The sequence below is a fragment of the Acinetobacter sp. ANC 3832 genome, assembly GCF_002135415.1.
Lineage (GTDB): Bacteria > Pseudomonadota > Gammaproteobacteria > Pseudomonadales > Moraxellaceae > Acinetobacter.
In genome coordinates this window covers 54876-75576 of sequence record NZ_NEGJ01000008.1, presented here as the reverse complement: position 1 = coordinate 75576, position 20701 = coordinate 54876, and the positions used below count along the sequence as shown (strand labels likewise).

Annotated in this window: 20 protein-coding genes; 15 read left to right on the top strand and 5 right to left on the bottom strand. The window is 34.6% G+C overall.

Going from position 1 to position 20701, the window contains the following annotated elements; translation table 11 throughout:
• Positions 1-204 precede the first annotated feature (204 nt).
• The 8 genes from cysK to B9T35_RS11790 all read left to right on the top strand — a co-directional run bounded on the left by cysK (position 205) and on the right by B9T35_RS11790 (position 8995).
• A complete protein-coding gene (gene cysK / locus B9T35_RS11825; protein WP_086191314.1) occupies positions 205-1203 on the top strand; it encodes a cysteine synthase A in 999 nt (332 codons plus the stop codon).
• A 112-nt stretch (positions 1204-1315) separates the two neighbouring features.
• Complete coding sequence (locus B9T35_RS11820; protein ID WP_086191313.1) at positions 1316-2230, top strand: bestrophin family protein; 915 nt, start codon at positions 1316-1318, stop codon at positions 2228-2230.
• Positions 2231-2478: 248 nt separating this feature from the next.
• The gene (locus B9T35_RS11815; RefSeq protein ID WP_086191312.1) at positions 2479-3117 is read left to right on the top strand and encodes a vWA domain-containing protein; all 639 of its coding nucleotides are present in this window, start codon (positions 2479-2481) and stop codon (positions 3115-3117) included.
• 18 nt (positions 3118-3135) lie between these two features.
• Positions 3136-3777 (top strand): TerD family protein, encoded by a 642-nt coding sequence (locus B9T35_RS11810; protein ID WP_086191311.1) that lies wholly within the window; start codon positions 3136-3138, stop codon positions 3775-3777.
• A gap of 20 nt (positions 3778-3797) precedes the next feature.
• Positions 3798-4433: a vWA domain-containing protein gene (locus tag B9T35_RS11805; protein ID WP_086191310.1), complete on the top strand. Its 636-nt coding sequence runs from the start codon at positions 3798-3800 to the stop codon at positions 4431-4433.
• Positions 4434-4531: 98 nt separating this feature from the next.
• Positions 4532-5584, top strand: a complete 1053-nt coding sequence (locus B9T35_RS11800; protein WP_086191443.1) for a TerY-C metal binding domain-containing protein — start codon at positions 4532-4534, stop codon at positions 5582-5584.
• A 43-nt stretch (positions 5585-5627) separates the two neighbouring features.
• Positions 5628-7409, top strand: coding sequence for a PP2C family serine/threonine-protein phosphatase (locus B9T35_RS11795; RefSeq protein ID WP_086191309.1), 1782 nt, complete (start codon positions 5628-5630; stop codon positions 7407-7409).
• 56 nt (positions 7410-7465) lie between these two features.
• Positions 7466-8995 (top strand): helix-hairpin-helix domain-containing protein, encoded by a 1530-nt coding sequence (locus B9T35_RS11790; RefSeq protein WP_086191308.1) that lies wholly within the window; start codon positions 7466-7468, stop codon positions 8993-8995.
• Between the two features lie 18 nt (positions 8996-9013).
• On the opposite strand, the gene B9T35_RS11785 is transcribed toward B9T35_RS11790, so the two are convergent.
• Genes B9T35_RS11785 through B9T35_RS11765 form a run of 5 tightly spaced genes read right to left on the bottom strand, consistent with a single transcriptional unit; the run spans position 9014 to position 14002 of the window.
• Entirely contained in the window at positions 9014-9943 is a 930-nt protein-coding gene (locus tag B9T35_RS11785) for an HpcH/HpaI aldolase/citrate lyase family protein (protein ID WP_086191307.1), read from the bottom strand.
• The gene (locus B9T35_RS11780; RefSeq protein ID WP_086191306.1) at positions 9940-11100 is read right to left on the bottom strand and encodes a cysteine protease StiP domain-containing protein; all 1161 of its coding nucleotides are present in this window, start codon (positions 11098-11100) and stop codon (positions 9940-9942) included. Before B9T35_RS11780 ends, B9T35_RS11785 begins: the two co-directional genes overlap by 4 nt.
• The gene (locus B9T35_RS11775; RefSeq protein WP_086191305.1) at positions 11093-11872 is read right to left on the bottom strand and encodes an HAD hydrolase family protein; all 780 of its coding nucleotides are present in this window, start codon (positions 11870-11872) and stop codon (positions 11093-11095) included. The genes B9T35_RS11780 and B9T35_RS11775 overlap by 8 nt, the downstream gene beginning before the upstream one ends.
• The gene (locus tag B9T35_RS11770) at positions 11862-12983 is read right to left on the bottom strand and encodes a phosphoribosyltransferase domain-containing protein (protein WP_086191304.1); all 1122 of its coding nucleotides are present in this window, start codon (positions 12981-12983) and stop codon (positions 11862-11864) included. The genes B9T35_RS11775 and B9T35_RS11770 overlap by 11 nt, the downstream gene beginning before the upstream one ends.
• A 5-nt stretch (positions 12984-12988) precedes the next feature.
• Positions 12989-14002 (bottom strand): ATP-grasp domain-containing protein, encoded by a 1014-nt coding sequence (locus B9T35_RS11765; RefSeq protein WP_086191303.1) that lies wholly within the window; start codon positions 14000-14002, stop codon positions 12989-12991.
• 286 nt (positions 14003-14288) lie between these two features.
• On the opposite strand from B9T35_RS11765, the gene B9T35_RS11760 reads away from it, so the two are divergent.
• From B9T35_RS11760 to B9T35_RS11730, 7 genes are all read left to right on the top strand, one after another.
• Positions 14289-15467 carry a TerD family protein gene (locus tag B9T35_RS11760; protein WP_086191302.1) on the top strand — a complete coding sequence of 393 codons (1179 nt, stop codon included), beginning with the start codon at positions 14289-14291 and terminating at the stop codon, positions 15465-15467.
• A gap of 46 nt (positions 15468-15513) precedes the next feature.
• On the top strand, positions 15514-16089 hold the full coding sequence (locus tag B9T35_RS11755; RefSeq protein WP_086191301.1) for a TerD family protein: 576 nt from the start codon (positions 15514-15516) through the stop codon (positions 16087-16089).
• A 16-nt stretch (positions 16090-16105) separates the two neighbouring features.
• The gene (locus B9T35_RS11750) at positions 16106-17209 is read left to right on the top strand and encodes a DUF475 domain-containing protein (RefSeq protein ID WP_086191300.1); all 1104 of its coding nucleotides are present in this window, start codon (positions 16106-16108) and stop codon (positions 17207-17209) included.
• Between the two features lie 3 nt (positions 17210-17212).
• On the top strand, positions 17213-17791 hold the full coding sequence (locus B9T35_RS11745) for a TerD family protein (protein ID WP_086191299.1): 579 nt from the start codon (positions 17213-17215) through the stop codon (positions 17789-17791).
• Positions 17792-17972: 181 nt separating this feature from the next.
• Positions 17973-19271: a vWA domain-containing protein gene (locus B9T35_RS11740; RefSeq protein ID WP_086191298.1), complete on the top strand. Its 1299-nt coding sequence runs from the start codon at positions 17973-17975 to the stop codon at positions 19269-19271.
• 5 nt (positions 19272-19276) lie between these two features.
• On the top strand, positions 19277-19999 hold the full coding sequence (locus B9T35_RS11735; RefSeq protein ID WP_086191297.1) for a TIGR00266 family protein: 723 nt from the start codon (positions 19277-19279) through the stop codon (positions 19997-19999).
• A gap of 9 nt (positions 20000-20008) precedes the next feature.
• The gene (locus B9T35_RS11730; protein WP_086191296.1) at positions 20009-20593 is read left to right on the top strand and encodes a TerD family protein; all 585 of its coding nucleotides are present in this window, start codon (positions 20009-20011) and stop codon (positions 20591-20593) included.
• Positions 20594-20701: the final 108 nt, after the last annotated feature.

Here is a 20701-nt window from a genome sequence, read left to right as displayed (position 1 = left end):
TATTATGATTGCGATCTTATACGATTATACAAATAGATTTGATGCTAATTCAGACAATTAAATTTTTATTGAACTAAATTAATGATTTTTAATAATAAACTTTTCATTTTTTTGTATAAGTAAATCTTTTTACGAAATATCAAAATTTCATCAAAAAGCGATATGATAGAACTATATAACTTTATTTAGATTCAAGGAAAGATCATGGCTACAGATTCAAATTTCCCACACATTGAAAATTTAGGCATTGCTGTTTATGCAAATAATTCAGAAGCGATTGGTAATACACCATTGGTTCGTATTAATCGTTTAACCAATCAAAATGTTACCGTTTTAGCAAAAATTGAAAGTCGTAATCCTGCTTTTTCAGTGAAAGATCGTATTGGTGCAGCATTAATTGCAGATGCCGAGCAACGTGGTTTATTAAAAAAAGGTATGCATATTGTCGAACCAACCAGTGGTAATACGGGTATTGCTTTGGCTTTTGTTGCCGCTGCAAAAGGTTATGATATTACTTTAACCATGCCTGCGAGTATGAGCATTGAACGACGTAAAGTGCTAAAAGCGCTAGGGGCAAATCTTGTACTGACTGAACCAGCAAAAGGGATGAAAGGCGCTATAGATGAAGCGGTACGTTTGGTGACTGAACAGCCTGAACATTATTATTTACCGCAACAATTTGAGAATCCGGCTAACCCTAAGATTCATGAACAAACCACGGGTCCAGAAATTTGGGCTGCAACAGGTGGAAAAGTAGATATTTTAGTTGCAGGTGTGGGTACAGGTGGTACGATTTCAGGTATTTCAAGCTATTTTGAAAACGTAAAAAACCAAGCAATTTATTCTGTTGCTGTTGAACCTGCAGATTCTCCAATTATTGGTCAAACTAAACGTGGTGAGCCACTAACGCCAGGACCACATAAAATTCAGGGGATTGGTGCAAATTTTATTCCTAAAAATTTAGATTTAGATTTAGTGGATGAAGTCATTGCCATTGAAAACCAAGAAGCCATTGATTGGGCACGTCAATCGGCAACTCAAGAAGGTATTTTTGTGGGTATTTCAAGTGGTGCTGCCTTAGCGGCTGCCGCGAAACTTGCGGAGCGTCCTGAAAATGCAGGTAAGACCATTGTCGTGATTTTACCCGATGCAGGTGAGCGTTATTTATCTTCAGTTTTGTTTGAAGATATTTCAGCAGATTAAAATCGAGTCTAGAAGTAAGTCTATTAATTAAAATGCCTGATGAATTTCATTGGGCATTTTATTTCATAATTTTGAATAAATTTAAGTCTACTTTTTAGGATGAAAATCACGTATGATTGTTCGTAATAAAGCCAATAACTTCACCTTACTTTTTGCTTGGCAAGGCACAATACTTCCTAAAGTTTTGCCAGCATTAATCTTTGTTATTCTTATTTCTGCAATCATTGGTTATTTATCATCAACACATTTTTTGAATATTCCAGAAGTTCCAGCCATTGGATTTACGATCTTTGGTGTCATTCTTTCTATTTTTTTAAGTTTTAGAAATAATGCATGTTATGAGCGCTGGTGGGAAGGGCGAAAATTATGGGGAGCTTTGATTGCAACTTCTCGACATATTTCTAGAGACTCGCATGTATTAAATGAAGTACATCGTGAAAAAATGATATATGGCACCATGTTATTCAGCAATTTGCTCAGAGATCGTTTAAGAACTCAAAATAATAATATTGAAATTTATAAAGATAAAGTTGGAATTGATCCAATCCGTTTTGGTGAACTCACTCAAAATATAAATGCAGCACAATTTATCTTAGAAGATATTCAAAAAGATTTGGTGGTAGCATTAAAACAAGGGCAAATATCAGACATTATTTATAGTACCTTAAGCCAACATATTATTGGATTAGGTAATATTCAAGCAGGTTGTGACCGTATTCTAAGTACACCTTTGCCTTTTTCATATTCAGTATTATTACATCGTACCGTATATTGTTTTTGTTTTATTTTACCGTTCAGTCTTGAAGCAAGTTTAGGTATTTGGACACCTGTATTGGTTGGTTTAATTGCTTATTTATTTTTAGGTCTTGATGCTTTGAGTACGCAGCTAGAAGAACCTTTTGGTATCCAAGAAAATGATTTACCTTTAGATTCAATTGTGAGATTAATTGAACGTGAAATGTTAAGTTCATTAGGTATAAAAGAGTTACCACCTGCAATTACTATTGTGAAAGGCAATTTGAGTTAATTATAGAAATGAACTTTACAATTCATTGAAATTATAGTTTCTAGTCAAAATGACGCATCCATTTTGTGAAAATATAATCAATGTTTATTTTTTAATTGGTACGATGAAAATTGAAAATCTCAAAAGCATAATGAATATCTTGTAAAAATAATAAAAAAGCTTTGTTTTTATGCGATTAATTTTATATAAAAGATCATGAAGACTTCGAATAATCAAAATAGCGATAACATTTATCATGGAGAATAAGAGTGAGAAGACTACCTGTTTATTTGTTATTAGATACTTCTGGTTCAATGCATGGAGAACCAATCGAAGCTGTAAAAAATGGAGTTGAAATTTTAATTTCATCCTTACGTCAAGATCCTTATGCATTAGAAACAGCATATTTAGCAATCATATCTTTTGATACCACGGCACGTCAGCTTATGCCCTTGACTGAAATTTCAATGTTTCAACCCCCACAATTACAAGCGACAGGTACAACCCAGTTAGGTGATGCATTGGCTTTACTGGCAACTAAAATTGATCAGGAAGTACAAAAAACAACACCAGATGCACGTGGAGATTGGAAACCACTGGTTTTTATCATGACGGATGGAGCACCAACGGATGATTGGAAAATTGGTTTTGAAAAACTCAAACAAGTCAAAACAGGAATGATTATTGCCTGTGCCGCAGGTCATAATGCAGATACTACGATACTTAAACAAATTACAGAAGTTGTTGTAGAGCTTGCAACAGCAGATTCAAATGCTATTAAAGCATTTTTTAAATGGGTATCAGCAAGTATTTCGGTTGGAAGTCAAAAAGTAGATGCAGGGCAAAAAGAAGTCATTGGCTTAAATGATTTACCACCACCACCACCTGAAGTAAATGTAGTTTTATAAAAATATAAAGGTCATAAAATGGGTATAACATTAAGTAAAGGGCAAGGATTAAGCCTTGTCAAATCTGAACATAATTTATCATTGGTCACCATTGGATTAGGTTGGGATATCGCAGAACAAAAGAAAGGGTTTTTAGGTGGTCTATTTAGTGGGCAGCCTCCTGAATATGATTTAGATGTTGTTGCTTTCTTATGTGATGTAAACGGCAAAATTAAAGATTTAGGTTGGGATGCAACGGGTCATCCTACATTACAAAATAGTGATGTTATTTTCTTTAATAACTTATTGCATCGTTCAGGGCAAATTTGGTTAACAGGAGATAATCGAACGGGTGCTGGGGATGGCGACGATGAACAAATTGTTGTCAAACTTAATACTTTACCCAATGAATGTCATAAAATTATTTTTGTTGTTCAAATTTACAATGGTAAGAAAAATAATCAGCATTTTGGGCAAGTAAAAAATGCATTTATTCGGGCTGTTGATGCTTCAGGTAAAGAAATGGTTCGTTTTGATTTATCTGGAACAGGGCAATATGAGCAACAACGTTCATTATTATTTGCTGAATTAGTACGTGAAAGCAACGGTTGGAAATTTAATGCATTAGGTACCTCATCGCCATCTGATAATTTTGTTGAATGGCTAAAACAATTCGTTTAAAGCACAAATAAGAGAAAAAAATGCGCCGCTTACCTGTATATATTTTACTTGATACCTCGGGGTCTATGCGAGGAGAGCCCATTCATTCTGTAAACGTTGGATTGCAGTCGATGTTAAGTGCTTTAAGACAAGATCCTTATGCTTTAGAAAGTGTATATTTAAGTGTGATTACCTTTGATATGGAAGCTAAAATTTATCTGCCTTTAACGCCCTTAGAGCAAGTTCAAATTCCAGATTTAGATGTGCCAAATGTCGGTGCGACTTTTATGGGGGCGGCATTAGAATTACTTGCTCACGAAGTGCAGCAGAATGTTCAAAAAAGTAGTGAGGATGCAAAAGGTGATTGGCGACCATTATTATTTCTAATGACGGATGGTTCTCCTTCAGATGTATATGCCTATCAACAAATTATTCCAACTATTAAACAGTTAAATTTTGCAACAATTATCGCGTGTGCGGCAGGTCCTAAAGCAAAAACAGAAGCACTATTGCAATTAACCAATCAAGTTGTAGTTTTAGATACGATGGATTCGAATAGTTTTTCGAGTTTTTTTAAATGGGTATCTGCTAGCGTCGTTGCAGGAAGTAGTAGTGTAGGAGTGACGGATTCTATTTCACTACCACCACCGCCATCAGAAATTCAGTTGGTTTTATAAAAGTAGTAAATTGAAAAAAGAATGCTATACAAATAAATATAGATTTTAATTTAATCAATGTTATATGGTTTTATCATAAGAATAAAATGGTGAAAATGATGCGACGTTTACCTGTGTTTTTTGTTATCGATTGTTCTGAATCGATGGTTGGACAGCCTATAGAAGCTGTACAAGACGGCGTTGAATATATATTAAGTAATTTGAGGAAGGATCCTTATGCTCTAGAAACGGTTTATGTTTCTATCATCGCTTACGCAGGTATTGTTCGAACTTTAGTGCCCTTGACTGAATTATTTGCTTTTCAACATTTTACTTTACCGTTAGGTGGCGGAACGCATTTAGGTAAAGCACTTGAACATTTAGGTCAAGATATTGACCGTTATGTAATGAAAACATCAGCTGAAGTGAAAGGGGATTGGAAACCTATTGTGTATTTATTTACAGATGGACGTCCAACCGATGACTATGCGCAAGCGATTGAAAAGTGGAATGCAAAATATGCAAATAAAGTCAGCCTTGTTGCGATTGGCTTAGGTACCGATGTCGATTTTTCAGCATTAAGTAAACTCACAGAACATACGATTTCAATTGATGAAATTAACCAAGAATATGTAAAAAGCTTATGTAAATGGATTACAGCTTCAGTGGTTTCTCAAAGTATCAGTGTTGGGCATCATCAACAATCACATGAATTATTACCGATTGATGAACGCTATATGCGTTTGGCTAAAGAAAAATTATCAATTAGTAAAAATAAGGTGGATGAACAATGTGCTACTTTCATTGGTCGTTGTCAAAAAATGAATAAGCCTTATATTATTAAATACTTGCGAAAATTACAGTATCGCAGCCCACCTGATTTGAACATTAATATTTATAACTTTAAGCTGGATATTTGTTGCGCTATTTCTGAAGATTATTTTACATGGTCAGATTTAAATACAGAAACTAAACAAATTAACACTGCTGAATTAGATGGATTTCCTGAATGCCCATATTGCTTGGCAGAAACGGCTTTTGCTGTGTGTTCATGTGGAAATTTAATGTGTTATGACGGATATCGTGAATCTGTTGTTTGCCCATGGTGTCACCGCCAAATTAGTTTTTCTTCTTCGGATGGAGATTTTAATTTAAATAGAGGGCAAGGTTAAAACATTAAAAACAAATAAAATTTAGAGATTAGATGGGGGATTTATGGAAAAGCATAAATGTAAGATTCAGCAGATTCTAATAGATGATCAAGATCAATTTAATGAAAGTTTTAAAAGGTTTATTTTAGATAACGAACAAAATTTAGAGCAATTGTCTAAATTATTTAATGAAATAAGCAAAATAAAAGTACAATCTTATTCAACATATATTACCGAACCTCAATGTTTTCAGAATTTGATTCAGAGTGAAATAGCTGAGTTAGAACATAATAATCAATTTGATTTTAATGATGGAAACTTACAAAAACTTGAAAAAACTGATAAAGATCAGCTAGGAGAGAATGTTAAAAAAAATAATGATGAACTCACGCCGCATGAAAACTCTCCAATAGAAGTTCAACTCATGACTCATAAATTATTAGACATAGAACAAAATCAATTTGATAGAGAAAATGAGAATAAATTAGATACTTTGCAAGAGGAACAACAAATAAAACCGTCACCTATTGAACAGATTTCGTTATTGGATGTGGATATTCAAGATCAAGCAGAAAATATTCAAGATGTTATTGATCAACAAACGCTTAATAAGAGGCAAGAGATAGAATCTGTGTTTAGTCGAAGTATTTATCAGGATATAAAATTTCAAGTTGAAAATGCCCGTGTTGGACAAGAATATCAATCCAAAATTAATGTGGTTTCTCAACATGATGTAGATGAAATTAAATTTAAAGCTGAAAGTTTTAAATTTCCTAGTGATGTATTTTATTTTGATACGGAAACACAAACAATTTTAGGTCATCCGGATGTTGCTGAAGATTTTGAATTTTCTTTTCAGTTTTATGGTAAAAATGCTGAAAATGAAACAAGAACAGCAAAATGCAGATTGAATATTATTCCTGATCCAAGAAGCTTATGGAAGGTGATCGAACCAGAAGCAGGACAAGCTTTCGCAAAAATACATACAGATAAAAACTTGATTAATGAGCCTTTGTATAAAATTATTGCGGCAAGTCGTCGAGGACGTTCACACGAACATGGTGGAACATTCCGTGATGATGATTTTTCTATCGTGCAAATTCCAAATAGCCAATGGTCTATTCTGACGGTGGCAGATGGTGCAGGCAGTGCCCAGTATTCAAGAGAAGGTTCACGTATTGCTGTTGATATTGTACAAAATGAATTTCAGCGTTATTTAAATGAACATACAATTGATGCATTAAATGATGATTTAAAACAATGGCAAGTCGGCAGTCAGGATAATATTACGACTGACATTGCGAAGAAATTAAATCAACAATTTTTTCATGTTTATTATGAAATATATAAGTCAATTATTGCTCAAATAGAACAACAAGCCAATGAGTTAGGTGTGAATCCTAAAGTATTCTCAACGACGCTTTTAGTTGCTGTGGTTTGTAGTCAAAAAGAAAAAACATTTATTAGTACATTCTCTGTGGGTGATGGCGCTATCGCTGTTTATAGCAATGACAGTGTAAGAATAATGAATGTACCAGATGGTGGTGAATATGCAGGGCAAACTCAATTTCTAGATCGCAGTATTAATCAGGAACTTGGTTCACGCATTAAAATAGGCTGTTTTAACAATATTGATGCTGTAATGTTAATGAGTGATGGTATTTCAGACCCAATTTTTGAAACGGATGTGGGTTTAGCAAATCATGAAAAATGGAAAAAATTATATGCTGAATTAAATCCATTAATGAAGGTTGATTCTGCAGATACGGCATTACTTGAATGGATGTATTTTTTCACACCAGGTCATCATGATGATCGAACGATGGCAGTATTATGGAAAAAATAGCACTATTAATCTGCCGATAAGTGTATTGAAATAAACGAAAAATTAGGTAAAAGAACATGTCTGCAAAAATTATTAAATGTACTACTGTAGATGGTCGTGCCATTGAATTTGTTGATGAAGTGATTGGATCTGGTGCAATGAAAGATGTTTATTTTTCACCAGATCGTAGTTATGTTGTGTGTTTTTTCAGTAAAGAAAAAAATAAATTTTATGAATCTAAAGCAGCTCTAGAACAACAAAAAGACCGTTTAAAAGAAATAGTAGGAAATAAGTGGCAGGGAATATTTAACGGTGTAGGTGGTGATTATTGGAAAAATATATTTTGCTGGCCAGATGGTTTAGTTGAATATAATAATTTATTGGGCATTACCGCACCTACCTATAAAAAGCAATTTTTCTTTGAATATGGTTCTAAAAATAATGATTTTTTGAACATACAAGGTAAAGAAAAAGAAGGGAAATGGTTTGCAAGTGCCAATAATCAAAACAAATTTTTAGATGATCGAGAAAAAGGAACTTGGCTGAACTATTTAAAAATAGGCATATTAATTTCTAGAGCAGTGCGCCGCATGCATGCAGCAGGTTTGGCACATTCCGATTTATCTTATAAAAATATATTAGTCGATCCAGTTACAGGTGGGGCTTGTGTTATTGATGTTGATGGTTTGGTTGTGCCTGGGAAATATCCACCTGATGTGGTCGGAACACCAGATTTTATTGCACCAGAAGTTGTGATGACTAATCATTTATCTAAGGATAATTCAAATCGGTCATTGCCAAGTATAGCAACGGATAAACATGCTTTAGCTGTATTGATTTATATGTACTTACTGTATCGACATCCGCTTCGTGGTGGAAAAATTCATGATATGAATGATCCGCAAAAAGATGAAAGTTTAACGATGGGTGAAAAAGCACTATTCATTGAACATCCAACAGACCATAGTAACCAAGTTAAATCTAACCAATTGAAAATCAGTCAGTTACCGTGGGCAGACCCAAATAAAGTTCCATATACAGTGACAGGACCGTATTTATCTGAATTATTTATCAAAAGTTTTGTTGATGGTTTACATGATCCAAGTAAAAGACCATCTGCAAATGATTGGGAAACAGCTTTAGTTAAAACGGTCGACTTGATTCAACCCTGCAATAACCCCAGATGTGGGCAAAAGTGGTATATCTTTGATAATACGACTCAACCGGAATGTCCATTTTGCCATACCGCTTTTAAGGGTAAGCTACCAATTTTAAATTTATATTCTGCAAGACAACAAGGGATTTTTAGACCCGATAATCATCGCTTAATGGTTTGGACAGGTCAGTCCATTTTTGCATGGCATGTTAATAACATGATTGCACCGAATGAGCGGCTAACGTCAGAGCAAACCAAACGAAAAGGATATTTTGTTTTACATCAAGGTGTATGGTGGTTGGTGAATGAAGATTTACACGATTTAACAGATGTTGTTACGAAAACCAACATCCCTATTGGTGGTAAAATTGAATTAAAAGATGGTGCTCAAATTTTACTATCAAAAGAAGATGGTGGTCGCTTAGCCCTTGTACAAATGGTTGAAGCCTAAGATATACACTTGTATTTTTTAAGAACTCAGCATCAATTTATCATGGACAGGAAGATGTGATTTAATCAAGCCAAAGGTTTTGTACCTCAATAAAATGATTTCAGCCCAGTTTTTATGAGTCGCAGGTTCAAGCATGGAGCCATGACTTTTAAAGACACTTTTTGCATCACTAGACAGGATCTGCTGAGCCTCATTAAACTCTTCAGGATGAACTTGCAAAGCCAAATGAATATGCTCTATTTGTAAGGGATGAATGGCAGTTTTAGTATAAATACCATTGTTCATATCTTGCTTAATTTCTTGGGTCAGTAAATTGATATTTTCAAAATGCTCACATACAGGTGAGCTCAATTGAAAGCCATCTGGAATGAATAGACCTGCTAATTGGGGGATGAGCATACCGACTGGTGTTTGATAAATAGTGGTATTTTTAGGACGACGTAAATTCAGACAAGATAGTAAATCATTGCCACCAATTCTTAAACATAATGTTTTATAAAAATCATATTTTAAAGCCTGATGTAATTCAATATTATGTCCCACATCAAAAATTTCTTTTGTTTCTAAAGTTGGCATATATTGTAAGTTGGGTGGTAAAACCTCCATCCAACTTTTTAAATGCTGTGTGGTAAATTTAGGTAAGATCATTCCATTATAAGTATGATTTAAATCCCAATCGACAATATGTTTTGCCATCTCAATATTTCGTGGGCGAATAAACATAGTTGGCGCACTTAGATTTGGGTACTCTAAGCGCTTTTGTAATAAGTGTTTTAAATTAACCATCGCTGTTTGTACATCTTGTTCTAAAACAGCATCTTCAAGACAGACCGCGATTGATTTTAATAGCGGAAATTTAATACCTTCAGTCACTTCCCATAATTGCAAATGTGTTGCAGGGATGTACATGGTTGCGCCCAATTGAATTGCATGTTGCAATTGTTTCATTTATTTTTCTCAACTTTTTTTATCAGTGTTACTGCATGATATGGGCCTAATTTTTCGCCTAAAATATCAACAGGAATTTGTCTTTCTTGTGCAAAATGTAGCAAAAGTTGTACATGCGGATTGGTCACATCTTTTAATAAAATTCGGTCAGGTACACGTCGTAATACAGCTCGAGTCGCTTCAGCTATACTGGGTTTAATATGATTAATATTCTGAATAGCATAATGCGATGAAATCCATTCAATGGTTTCTAAAGATTGTTGCTGTTGTTTTAACCGAATGATGTTATTCCATTCAACAGTTGCTGATGTCGGATGTTGATCGATTAAATTTAAAATTTCTTCAATGAATTTAACAGATAAATCATATGGTTGGAGATGGTCGTAGACTAAACAGCTATGCCATTTTTGTGGATTATAACAATCCGTTTGGGCTTCTTGATAATCAATGCTTTCTTTGAGAATAGTACGAGATGTTAACCCCGAAATAACTGAACCCAAAATACCAAAAGGAATCAGCCAATCATCACAACTTGCACTCAGCCAAGAATATCCACCTAAATCAGAAAGTGTCACTAAACGGGGAATATCCCATCCTGAATCAAAAAGTTCTGGGAAATTTTGTAGGCTACGGGTAAGTTCCCTACAAATTGCCCCTTTTCCAGTCCAACCATCGACAAAGACAATATTTTCACAGCCATGCTGTTCAATAATGGCTTGCAGAGCACCAAAATCTATACCACGATCACGAATAATACTGATTCCGTAGTGATAACAGTGCTGTGACTTTTCGACATAGTGTTTTAGTAATACACCTAAAGGAACACCTGCGCGAACAAGACTGATAAAAACAATCGGTTTTTGATCAAAGCCTTGTAATAGAGCGTTGCCTAATTTTTGTACCTCTAAAGCCAGTCGTTCAGCGCCATAATTAAAAGCGTGTTGATAATGACGTATGTGCTCATCAGAGGGCGCATTTTCCACACTAATCATTTGTGAATAATGCATTTTTCCTGATTGAATTAAATATTCTTTTTCTTCTACAGACGTAGGCTGCAGATGATCAATCTGCATTAAAAAAGTAATATCTTCAGGTCGATAAGATCCATGAAAACCTAATTCAGCTAAGGTTTGATTGATATGTGGGAAATTAGACATGTCCTAAAAACCCCTTAGTCTCATGATCATTATTTAAACTTTGTGTTAAAAACTGATCGAGTTGACTATTTTTTGGCATTCCAAACCAATCACAACAAGTTAAAAAACCTGCATCGGAGAGACTATCTCCCCATCCTACAATTGCACGTTCATGATTCGGGTTATATTTCTGAAGAAAAAACTCGACTGCTTTTTGTTTCGATATATGTTTAGGGATAATTGCAAGATTATTACCATTAATATGGACATAGCAATGTTCTAAAATATGGGCAGGTAAGTACTGAACCATTTGATCTAAAAACAATGAATTAGGCGTATTCTGTTTCGCTACAGTATAAATAGCTAAATCATTTTCCTTCAGTGTCCATGTTCGAATTGCACCCAAAGGCAGGGCGTAATCATGCAAAGCATCTGCTAAATCATTAAGAATACCATTCAGTTGTTCAGAGGCTTTTTTTTGTATTTCCAGCCACTCTAAATCTATTTTTTGGTCTGGACCAATGATTGTTCCGCCATGTGAACAGATTGCACCATGTTGAAAAGGAAGACGAACGCGTTGTAACCCTTCAACTGAGCGTGCTGTCACAGGAATAACTTCCGTGGATTCCAATAACCAATTCACAAAGATTTGCTGTTTCGGACGCATATAGGATAAAGGTTGCCCATTTTTATCCGTCGTTGCTAGTTTATGTTGTGGGGTCGGTTGCTGTTTGCGATTGGTTTGAAAAAGTGTGTCATCTAAATCAACAAAGACCAATGGTTTAGGATTCATAACTGACCACTTCTAAATTTTTAATTTGATCAAAAAGGCTTGGATCTACACTGTCTTTATCGGTTTCAATCACTAAAAGTACACGATCAAAATCTTGATGTTTAACGTTATACGCAAAATTATCAATATTCAGGCCATAGTTATCTTTAAAGGAACAAATACTTTCTATCGCATGACCCTGCATAATTGGAGAGCGTGTAGTCGAGCTAAAATAAACTTCAGCGCTTTGTTGTTCTAATTTCTCTGCAATTAAAAAAGGAATCCAACTAAATTCACCTGAACCAAGAACCAAAATTTTTTCATTTGGTTTACTTGCTTGAATATTTGACCACGCTGAGCAGTCTAAGAAGCTAGGTTCACGCCCCCAATCGTTTGGTGCAATAATTTTTTGTGCCTGCTGATGCGTCGAGCTGACATCTGGCATGTTAATTTGAACCGTTTTATGGTTGGATTCCCAATGCCAATGACCATGTAATAAAGAAACAACGTCGACAGGGATATCTAAACTTTGTGTTTCTAAATGCTGTTCAGCCCAATTCACCAAAGTCACTAAAATAATCCGCTCAACGTGCGCTAAGCCAGAATTTCTTAAACTTTGAATTAAATTTTTAAAAGTTTTACCCGTTGAAATTTCATCATCTACTAAAATTAAGGTTTTTGTATTGATAATATGGTCATGCTTAGCTTGATCATGGCTACTTAAAATAAATTGATCTTGAGCATGACTATGTTCTTCTAAAAACAAGCCCAAAGTCGGTAATGTTGAAATAGGATGACGTGTCGTTGTTAAAAATATTGCATCTTCAGAGAAATCTTTTTTTAACTCACGATAGACACCAGCACCTAATCCAACTGCTGTTTCAGCCATACCAATCACAGTAATTGGATAAGGCACATCTTTAGGCACTAATTGTGCAAGATCGATATAACTGCGTTGCATTTCAGAAGGTGCAACAGGAATATGCTTACCTAAAATTTTTGAAACAAATAAGAATGCTCTTTTGGGATTAATACGTTCAGCAAAATCAAGTAAATCATCCAATTTCCAATCAGGATGATGTTGATTAACTTGAACACTCAGTCGTCCACGGCTTAAATCAATATGCGTCATTAATTTTAAAAATCCAATTTCATGCTTTGAGTTATAGGTAAAACTTTGACATGAGAAAGTATTGCTATTTCTTTGTCTAAAGATAAATTCAGTTTATCTGCAATCAGTTCTACAACTAAATTTACACCTGTATGTTGGGTATAGGCAAAACCACCTGCAGGGCGTGGATTAATTTCTAAAATATGCCATTTCCCATTCTGATCTTGCTTAAGCTGAATATTAATCAGTCCGTCACATTGGAAATGTTGCACTAAGTCTGCGCAAATTGTATGACATGGGTGCTCTAAAAAACATTCTTGATAAAAGTCATATTTTATACGAGTCACTTGCGCTAAAATTTTTCCTGCATTACACGCAATATCAACAGAGCATTCTTGTCCATTCAAATAAGGCATGATTAAATATTCTGTTGCAACATCGAGTTGTGCATAAGCCTCAAGGAACTGTTGCGTATTACAAATAGTGGGTGAGGTAAAATTTTTAAAATAAGACACATCATTGATTAGTCTGACAAAACCGAAGCCATAAACACCATAAACAGGTTTAGCACAGATATTTTCAAACTGTTTTTGAGCATCAATAATAGCATTCTGTAAACTTTCAACTGAGTTGACTAAAGTTGCAGGAATAAAAGGTAAATCTAAAGATTCACAAATTTGACTGAATTGATATTTGTTATTGATCTGTTGATGTTGTTCAACACTTAATGTCCCAGTAATTAATTGAATATTATTTTTTTCAAATTCAGCTCGATATTGCTCAATAAAATGACCATGTTTACCACAGAATAATAAATCAATTTTATTAGATATACATTGTTCTAATAACCATTGTGCACTTTCATCCACTTTGGGTTGTTGAGTGAACACATCTGCATATAATTCCAGTTCAGGTCGCACATAGCGATGTGAACAAAAAACAGTTAATGATGTTGATAAATGAGAGTTTTTTAATAATTGAAGAATATCTTTTTGACAAGAATAACTTTCAGCAATCCAGATTTTATATTGCGGTTTCACTATGTGTTGTATCTCAAAAAATTTTAATAATGGCGTTTAAGTAAGTGCTTTGATCAAAAATATATTTATGCCTCCGTTATATAATTTATTTAAAACAGAGAAGCAATCATTTTTTAAGATTTCTATACATGATGAAACTTAAAAATAAATTAAAATATGCTATTAAATGTAATATTTTTTATGGTAAAACAATACAATTGACTCAATTCCGAGTCATATTTCATTTAATTTATTCAGAATATGAATAAGTTAGAAAAAATAGAGTGATTCCTTTTAGAGGTTATATATGCAACTTGTCGCTGGTGGAAATATTGCATTAAATGCTCAGACCTTAGAAATTTTAATCAAAACAAGTTTTCCCTCACAAGTTGAGTTAGATGTTACTGCGTATTTACTTGCGCAAAACACACAAAAAGTCCGTGGCGATCAAGATATGATTTTCTATGGTCAAACTCAGACGGTAAATCAAAGTGTTGTATTGAAAGAATCAACCACGAAAGATCCTTACCTGACGCAATTAAAAATAAACACTCAGAATATTGATGCCCAAATTCAAAAAATCGCAATTTGTGTCACGCTAAATGAACCAAATACATTAAAAGGTATTGCTCCAATTCGTTTAGAGCTTTTATCTGAAGGGCAAATTATTGCAACGGCTTGTGTGGAAACTCAGACTAAAACTGAAAAAGCCCTTATTTTGGCGGAAATTTATAAACATAATGAAAAGTGGAAATTCCGCTTTGTGGATCAAGGTTTTAATGGTGGTTTACAACCCTTAGCTGAAAACTTTGGAGTTGATATTGCAGGTAGTAGCCATCAAGCTACACCTACACCTACACCTACAAAATCAAACATTAATCTGTCTAAGATTAAATTGGATAAATCGAATTCAAGTATCAATTTAACCAAAAAAGGTTCAGGTTTTGGGAAAATTGCAGTTAATTTAAATTGGAATAAAAACCAGCCTAAATCTCAATCATTTTTTCAAAAATTAAAAGGTCCAGGATCAATTGATTTAGATTTAGGTGCAATGATTAAGTTTAAAGATGGTCGCACTGACTTAATTCAACCCTTGGGAAATCGTTTCGGTCATTTTGACCAAGTACCTTATATGTATTTGGATGGTGATGATCGAACAGGTACGGCTGTAAATGGTGAAAATTTATATATAAACGGAAATCAATGGGATAAGATTGAAAAAATCGTGATCTATACGTATATCTATGAAGGAGCAGCGCAATGGGCTGCAACGGATGGTGTCGTAACAATAAAAATACCAGATCAACCTGAAATTGAAGTACGTTTAACAGAAGGTAACCATCTCACAACGTGTGCGATAGTAGAATTAAAAAATGTGAATGATACAATTCAAGCAAATAGAGAAGTACTTTATTTCAAAGACCAGCAATATTTAGATCAGCATTACCAATTTGGTTTTCGTTGGACACAAGGTTCAAAAGATTAATCAAAATAAAATCTAAGTAATAATCCAGAGCATATAAGAGGGCAATATGGCTATTTCATTAAATAAAGGTGGCAATCTATCACTTAGTAAAACTGATCCATCATTAACACATGTGTTAATTGGTTTAGGTTGGGATGCGCGAGCAACTGATGGCGTAGATTTTGACCTTGATGCTTCAGCATTTTTGTTAGGCTCAAATGATAAAGTACGTAGTGAGCAAGACTTTATTTTTTATAACCAAACTCGTTCACCAGAAGGTTCAGTAGAACATACGGGCGATAATCGTACGGGTGCGGGTGATGGTGATGATGAATCAGTTAAAATTGATTTAAGTAAAGTACCTGCAGATGTACAAAAAATTGCAATTACGGTAACGATTCATGAGGGTCAAAACCGTGGTCAAAATTTTGGTCAAGTTCAAAATGCTTTTATTCGTGTTGTGAATGATCAAAGTAATGTAGAAATTGTTCGTTTCGACTTAAATGAAGATTACTCAACCGAAACAGCAATGATTTTTGGTGAGCTGTATCGTCATAACGGTGAATGGAAGTTCCGTGCTGTAGGTCAGGGATATAACGGCGGTTTACAAGCCATGTGTAGTCAATATGGTATTAGCATATAAACCTTGAGTTAATTTAATGAAACATTTTCGTTTTTCAATTATATTTTCTATTATTTGCTTAGCTATTTCAGCATATTGGGGATTTAGCCACGGGCCTGAAGCAGGTCTAATGACAATGCTGAAAGCATTGACCATTACTGCTATTTTGGCAGTTATGGAAATTTCATTATCCTTTGATAATGCAGTAGTCAATGCTTCGGTATTAAAGCATTGGAATCATTTTTGGCGTACATTGTTTTTAACTGTTGGTATTGTTATCGCTGTATTTGGTATGCGATTAATTTTCCCATTACTTATCGTTGGTGTTACCGCCGATATGGGCATGATTGAAGTTGCTAAATTGGCATTGAATGATCCTAAAAGTTATTCTGAAAAATTAATGGCGCATCATGCAGAAATTGCTGCATTTGGTGGCATGTTCTTGTTACTTGTGTTCCTCAATTTCTTATTTGATGATGAAAAAGATGAACATTGGTTTCATTGGCTAGAAAAAAAATTGGCTGATTTAGGTAGCATTCAAGCCATCTCAGTATTCATTTCATTGGTTGCATTATTGGTTATGGCAAGCTTTGTATCTGAAGCGTCACGTTTAGTTGTGACGATGGCAGGTATTTGGGGAATCGTAGTCTATGTCGGTGTGCAAGTCATTGGACACTTACTGGAAGGTGGCACGAATGATGAAGATGAAGAACAAACAGAGAAATCTAATGGTGCACCAGTCACAGGAACTATTGTTAAAGGTGGTATTGGTGGTTTCTTATATTTAGAAGTATTAGATGCATCTTTTAGTTTTGATGGTGTTATTGGTGCTTTTGCAATTACCAGTGATGTTGTCATTATTATGCTTGGCTTAGCCATTGGCGCAATATTTGTACGCTCAATGACAGTGTACCTAGTTGAAAAAGGTACATTGGATGCCTATGTATATTTAGAACATGGCGCACATTATGCCATTGGTGCATTGGCCTTCATTATGTTGGCGAGTGGAACAGGGCTTCATGTACCAGAAGTAGTGACAGGTTTAATTGGTGTAGCATTCATCGTTTGGGCTGTAATGTCATCTATTTCATATAGTAAAAAGCAAGAATTAACTGAATCGACAACTGAAAAAGGAAATTAAAACATGGCTATTAATTTATCAAAAGGCGGTAACATCAACCTTTCTAAAACTGCACCAACCATGAACAAGGTGGATTTAGGTTTAGGATGGAATCCTCGTGTGACTGATGGTAAAGCTTTTGATTTAGATGCTGTTGCATTTTTAACAGGTGAAAATGGTAAAGTTTTGGTTGATGGTGGTTTTATTTTCTTCAATCAAAAAGTATCACCATGCGGTTCTGTAACTCACAATGGTGACAACCGTACAGGTGATGGCGATGGTGATGATGAAACTATTTCTGTAGATTTAGGTAAAGTTCCTGCTGATGTTGCAAAAATTATTTTTGCAGTCACCATTCATGAAGGACAACAAAATGGTCAAAACTTCGGTATGGTTGATAAAGCATATATCCGAGTGATTAACCAAGATGCAAATGCTGAAGAGTTAGCACGTTTTGATTTATCTGAAGATGGTAGCACTGAGGTTGCGATGATCTTTGGTGAATTATATCGTCATAGTGGCGAGTGGAAATTTAAAGCCGTTGGTCAAGGCTTCAGCGGTGGTCTTGGTGCTTTAGCAGCAAGCTACGGTGTCGCTGTTTAATATAAGACTTCTTTTTAATGAGAAGTAAAAGTGATTTACAGAGACTATTTGTAAAGATCACTGGTTAAGATTAAGAGTACTAAAAGAGTAATCTTTTAGTACTTGAAAATGATTCAGAATCATTGATAGATCTAGATTTTACAAATAATTATTTTCAAGTACTAAAATTTGAGAACAGCACATGCAACTTATTTCTGGGCAAAAATTAGCACTGAATCAATTGATTAATAGCGATACAAAATTTGGACTGCGAATTCAATTTGATGCGACTTTTGATGTTGATGTTTCCAGTTTTGGTATTGCTCCAAATGATCAGCTTTTTCATGATGATTACATGACTTTTTATAACCAACCACAGACTCCAAAAGGTGAATTACAATATAGTTCACAGGGAAGTGTGAGTGTCTTTAGTTTTGATTTAAGTCAAATAAATCCAATACAAACGCCACGGTTTGTTATATGCGCCACGGTTGGAAATGAGCATTCTACAATGCGTGATATTCAACGTGCCCAAATTGATTTAATTAATCATTCAGATCAAGTGTTAGCTTCTTATCAGCTCAACGCATCTAATTTTAGTCAAGAAAAAGCGGTTATGTTGACTGAAATCTACTTTAAAAATAATGCTTGGCGTATTGCTGCGATTGGTCAAGGTTTTAATGGTGGATTAAAAGCTTTAGTTGAACATTTTGGTGGAGATGTTACAGAACAAATATCTTCAGAGCCTACGCTTGTAGTAACAGCTGTTTCTAGTATTGATTTAAAGAAAAAAATTGTTTTAGATAAAATAGAAAAATCTGCACCACATTTAGTTGATCTCACAAAAAAATCACTAATTAGTTTAGAAAAAAATAATTTACTGAATATTAAAGCAAGAGTTGCACTTATTTTGGATTATTCAGGTTCAATGAATAATCAATATAAAAATGGTGATGTACAAAAGGTAATTGATCGTATTATGCCATTAGCGGTGAGTTTTGATGATGATGGAAGTTTTGAGTGTTGGGCTTTTGCTGAAAAATCATTACGGTTAAAAGATGTCAGTTTAAATAATTTAAATAATTATATTAATACTGAAAGTGGTGGTTATACAAAGTGGAATGCAGGTGCACGATTTAATAATGAACCTGCAGTATTAGACGCTGTTTTGAAATATTTCACCCAAGAAAGTGCATCAGAATTGCCTGTTTATGTGGTCTTTATTTCTGATGGTGGTGTTTCTGAAACGAAGAAGATCAAACAAATTTTAAAACATGCTTCTAGTCAGCCTATTTTTTGGCAATTTGTTGGCATTGGTGGACACAATTATGGTGTGTTGAAACAGTTAGATACTATGGATGGACGTGTGGTTGATAACTGTAATTTTTTTGAAATGGATAATATCCAAAGCATGCCAGAAGCACAGTTATATGATTTATTGCTTCAAGAATTTCCACTGTGGCTAAAAGAAGCAAAAAGTAAAAATATCATCAGAGGATAATAGAGATGGCTGAATTTAATTTAGTAGGTAGCCCTGAACCTTTCTTGCATGTCAGTTTAAAGAAAGGTGAGTCAATTTATTGCGAATCTGATGCAATGGTGATGATGGAACAAAATCTTGAAGTGGGCGGGAAATTACGTGGCGGTATTTTTCAATCCTTTATGCGTAGATTTACATCGGGTGAGTCATTATTTCAGCAACAAATAAAAGCCACTGCGGGTGATGGGGAATGTTTATTGTCCCCTAATCTTGATGGTGATATGCAAATTTTAGAGATTGGTCAACGGCAGTACATTTTATCTGATGGTTCTTTTGTTGCTGCGACAGATGGAACGTCTATCAATGCAAAAGTTCAAAGCAATATTGGCGGTGCTCTTTTTGGTGGAACGGGTGGTTTTGTCATTATGGAAACCAGTGGACAAGGCAAAGTTTGTATTTCTGGATGTGGAACATTATTAGAATTAGACATTACACCCGAACAAGGTGAAGTCACGATTGATAATGGACATGTCGCAGGATGGGATGCTTCACTCAATTATAATGTTGGTATTCCTAGCTCTGGAAGCAGGGGTTTCGTTGGAAATATTTTTAATAGTCTAACTAGTGGTGAAGGCTTAGTGATTAAGTTTCGTGGGCATGGCAAGGTTATTGTGTGTTCAAGAAATCGGGGAAGCTATTTACAGTGGTTAGCGACAGCATTGGGTCGTAATAATTCAAGTTCAAACTAAGGAAAAAAAATGGGTATTAGTTTAGTTAAAGGTCAGAAAATATCTTTAGAAAAAGGTGATGGTTCATCATTAACGAAAATATTTCTTGGTGCAGGATGGGATGTCGCTAAAAGCGGTGGTCTTTTTGGAATGTTTGGTGGGGGTGATAGTTCAATCGATCTAGATGCATCTGCTATTGTTTTTGATGAAAATAATCAGCCTTTAGATGCAATTTGGTTTGGCCAATTGCGCAGTAAAGATGGTAGTATTTGGCATTCAGGCGATAATCGTACTGGCGCAGGTGATGGTGATGATGAAGTGATTCATGTAGACCTGACTCAAGTACCCAGCAATGTGAAATCAATTGTTTTCACTATTAGTAGTTTTAGAGGCCAAACTTTTGAAAAAGTAGAGAACTCATTCTGCCGCTTGGTTGACTCTACAACTAATACTGAAATTGCAAAGTATAATTTATCAGCGAAGGGGAATTATACTGCGTTAATTATTGCAAAAGTTTATCGTCATAATGGTGCATGGAAAATGTCGGCATTGGGTGAAACCTGTCAAGGCAAAACCATTCATGACATTATTCCATCAGTATTGCCATTACTTTAAAAGAATAGTTTTTTAATAATAGATTTCTTTCATGAGACCTTTTTGATTTCTTCTTAAAAGAAGAAAAACAAAGTCATTATTTATTATTATGTGAATTATTTGCTTATC

Coding starts and splice junctions, on each gene's coding strand:
- B9T35_RS11820 (WP_086191313.1), top strand. CDS start 1,316: ATGATTGTTCGTAATAAAGCCAATAACTTCACCTTACTTTTTGCTTGG.
- B9T35_RS11750 (WP_086191300.1), top strand. CDS start 16,106: ATGAAACATTTTCGTTTTTCAATTATATTTTCTATTATTTGCTTAGCT.
- B9T35_RS11735 (WP_086191297.1), top strand. CDS start 19,277: ATGGCTGAATTTAATTTAGTAGGTAGCCCTGAACCTTTCTTGCATGTC.
- B9T35_RS11785 (WP_086191307.1), bottom strand. CDS start 9,943: ATGAAACAATTGCAACATGCAATTCAATTGGGCGCAACCATGTACATC.
- B9T35_RS11790 (WP_086191308.1), top strand. CDS start 7,466: ATGTCTGCAAAAATTATTAAATGTACTACTGTAGATGGTCGTGCCATT.
- B9T35_RS11800 (WP_086191443.1), top strand. CDS start 4,532: ATGCGACGTTTACCTGTGTTTTTTGTTATCGATTGTTCTGAATCGATG.
- B9T35_RS11740 (WP_086191298.1), top strand. CDS start 17,973: ATGCAACTTATTTCTGGGCAAAAATTAGCACTGAATCAATTGATTAAT.
- B9T35_RS11775 (WP_086191305.1), bottom strand. CDS start 11,872: ATGAATCCTAAACCATTGGTCTTTGTTGATTTAGATGACACACTTTTT.
- cysK (WP_086191314.1), top strand. CDS start 205: ATGGCTACAGATTCAAATTTCCCACACATTGAAAATTTAGGCATTGCT.
- B9T35_RS11780 (WP_086191306.1), bottom strand. CDS start 11,100: ATGTCTAATTTCCCACATATCAATCAAACCTTAGCTGAATTAGGTTTT.
- B9T35_RS11805 (WP_086191310.1), top strand. CDS start 3,798: ATGCGCCGCTTACCTGTATATATTTTACTTGATACCTCGGGGTCTATG.
- B9T35_RS11795 (WP_086191309.1), top strand. CDS start 5,628: ATGGAAAAGCATAAATGTAAGATTCAGCAGATTCTAATAGATGATCAA.
- B9T35_RS11810 (WP_086191311.1), top strand. CDS start 3,136: ATGGGTATAACATTAAGTAAAGGGCAAGGATTAAGCCTTGTCAAATCT.
- B9T35_RS11755 (WP_086191301.1), top strand. CDS start 15,514: ATGGCTATTTCATTAAATAAAGGTGGCAATCTATCACTTAGTAAAACT.
- B9T35_RS11760 (WP_086191302.1), top strand. CDS start 14,289: ATGCAACTTGTCGCTGGTGGAAATATTGCATTAAATGCTCAGACCTTA.
- B9T35_RS11770 (WP_086191304.1), bottom strand. CDS start 12,983: ATGACGCATATTGATTTAAGCCGTGGACGACTGAGTGTTCAAGTTAAT.
- B9T35_RS11745 (WP_086191299.1), top strand. CDS start 17,213: ATGGCTATTAATTTATCAAAAGGCGGTAACATCAACCTTTCTAAAACT.
- B9T35_RS11730 (WP_086191296.1), top strand. CDS start 20,009: ATGGGTATTAGTTTAGTTAAAGGTCAGAAAATATCTTTAGAAAAAGGT.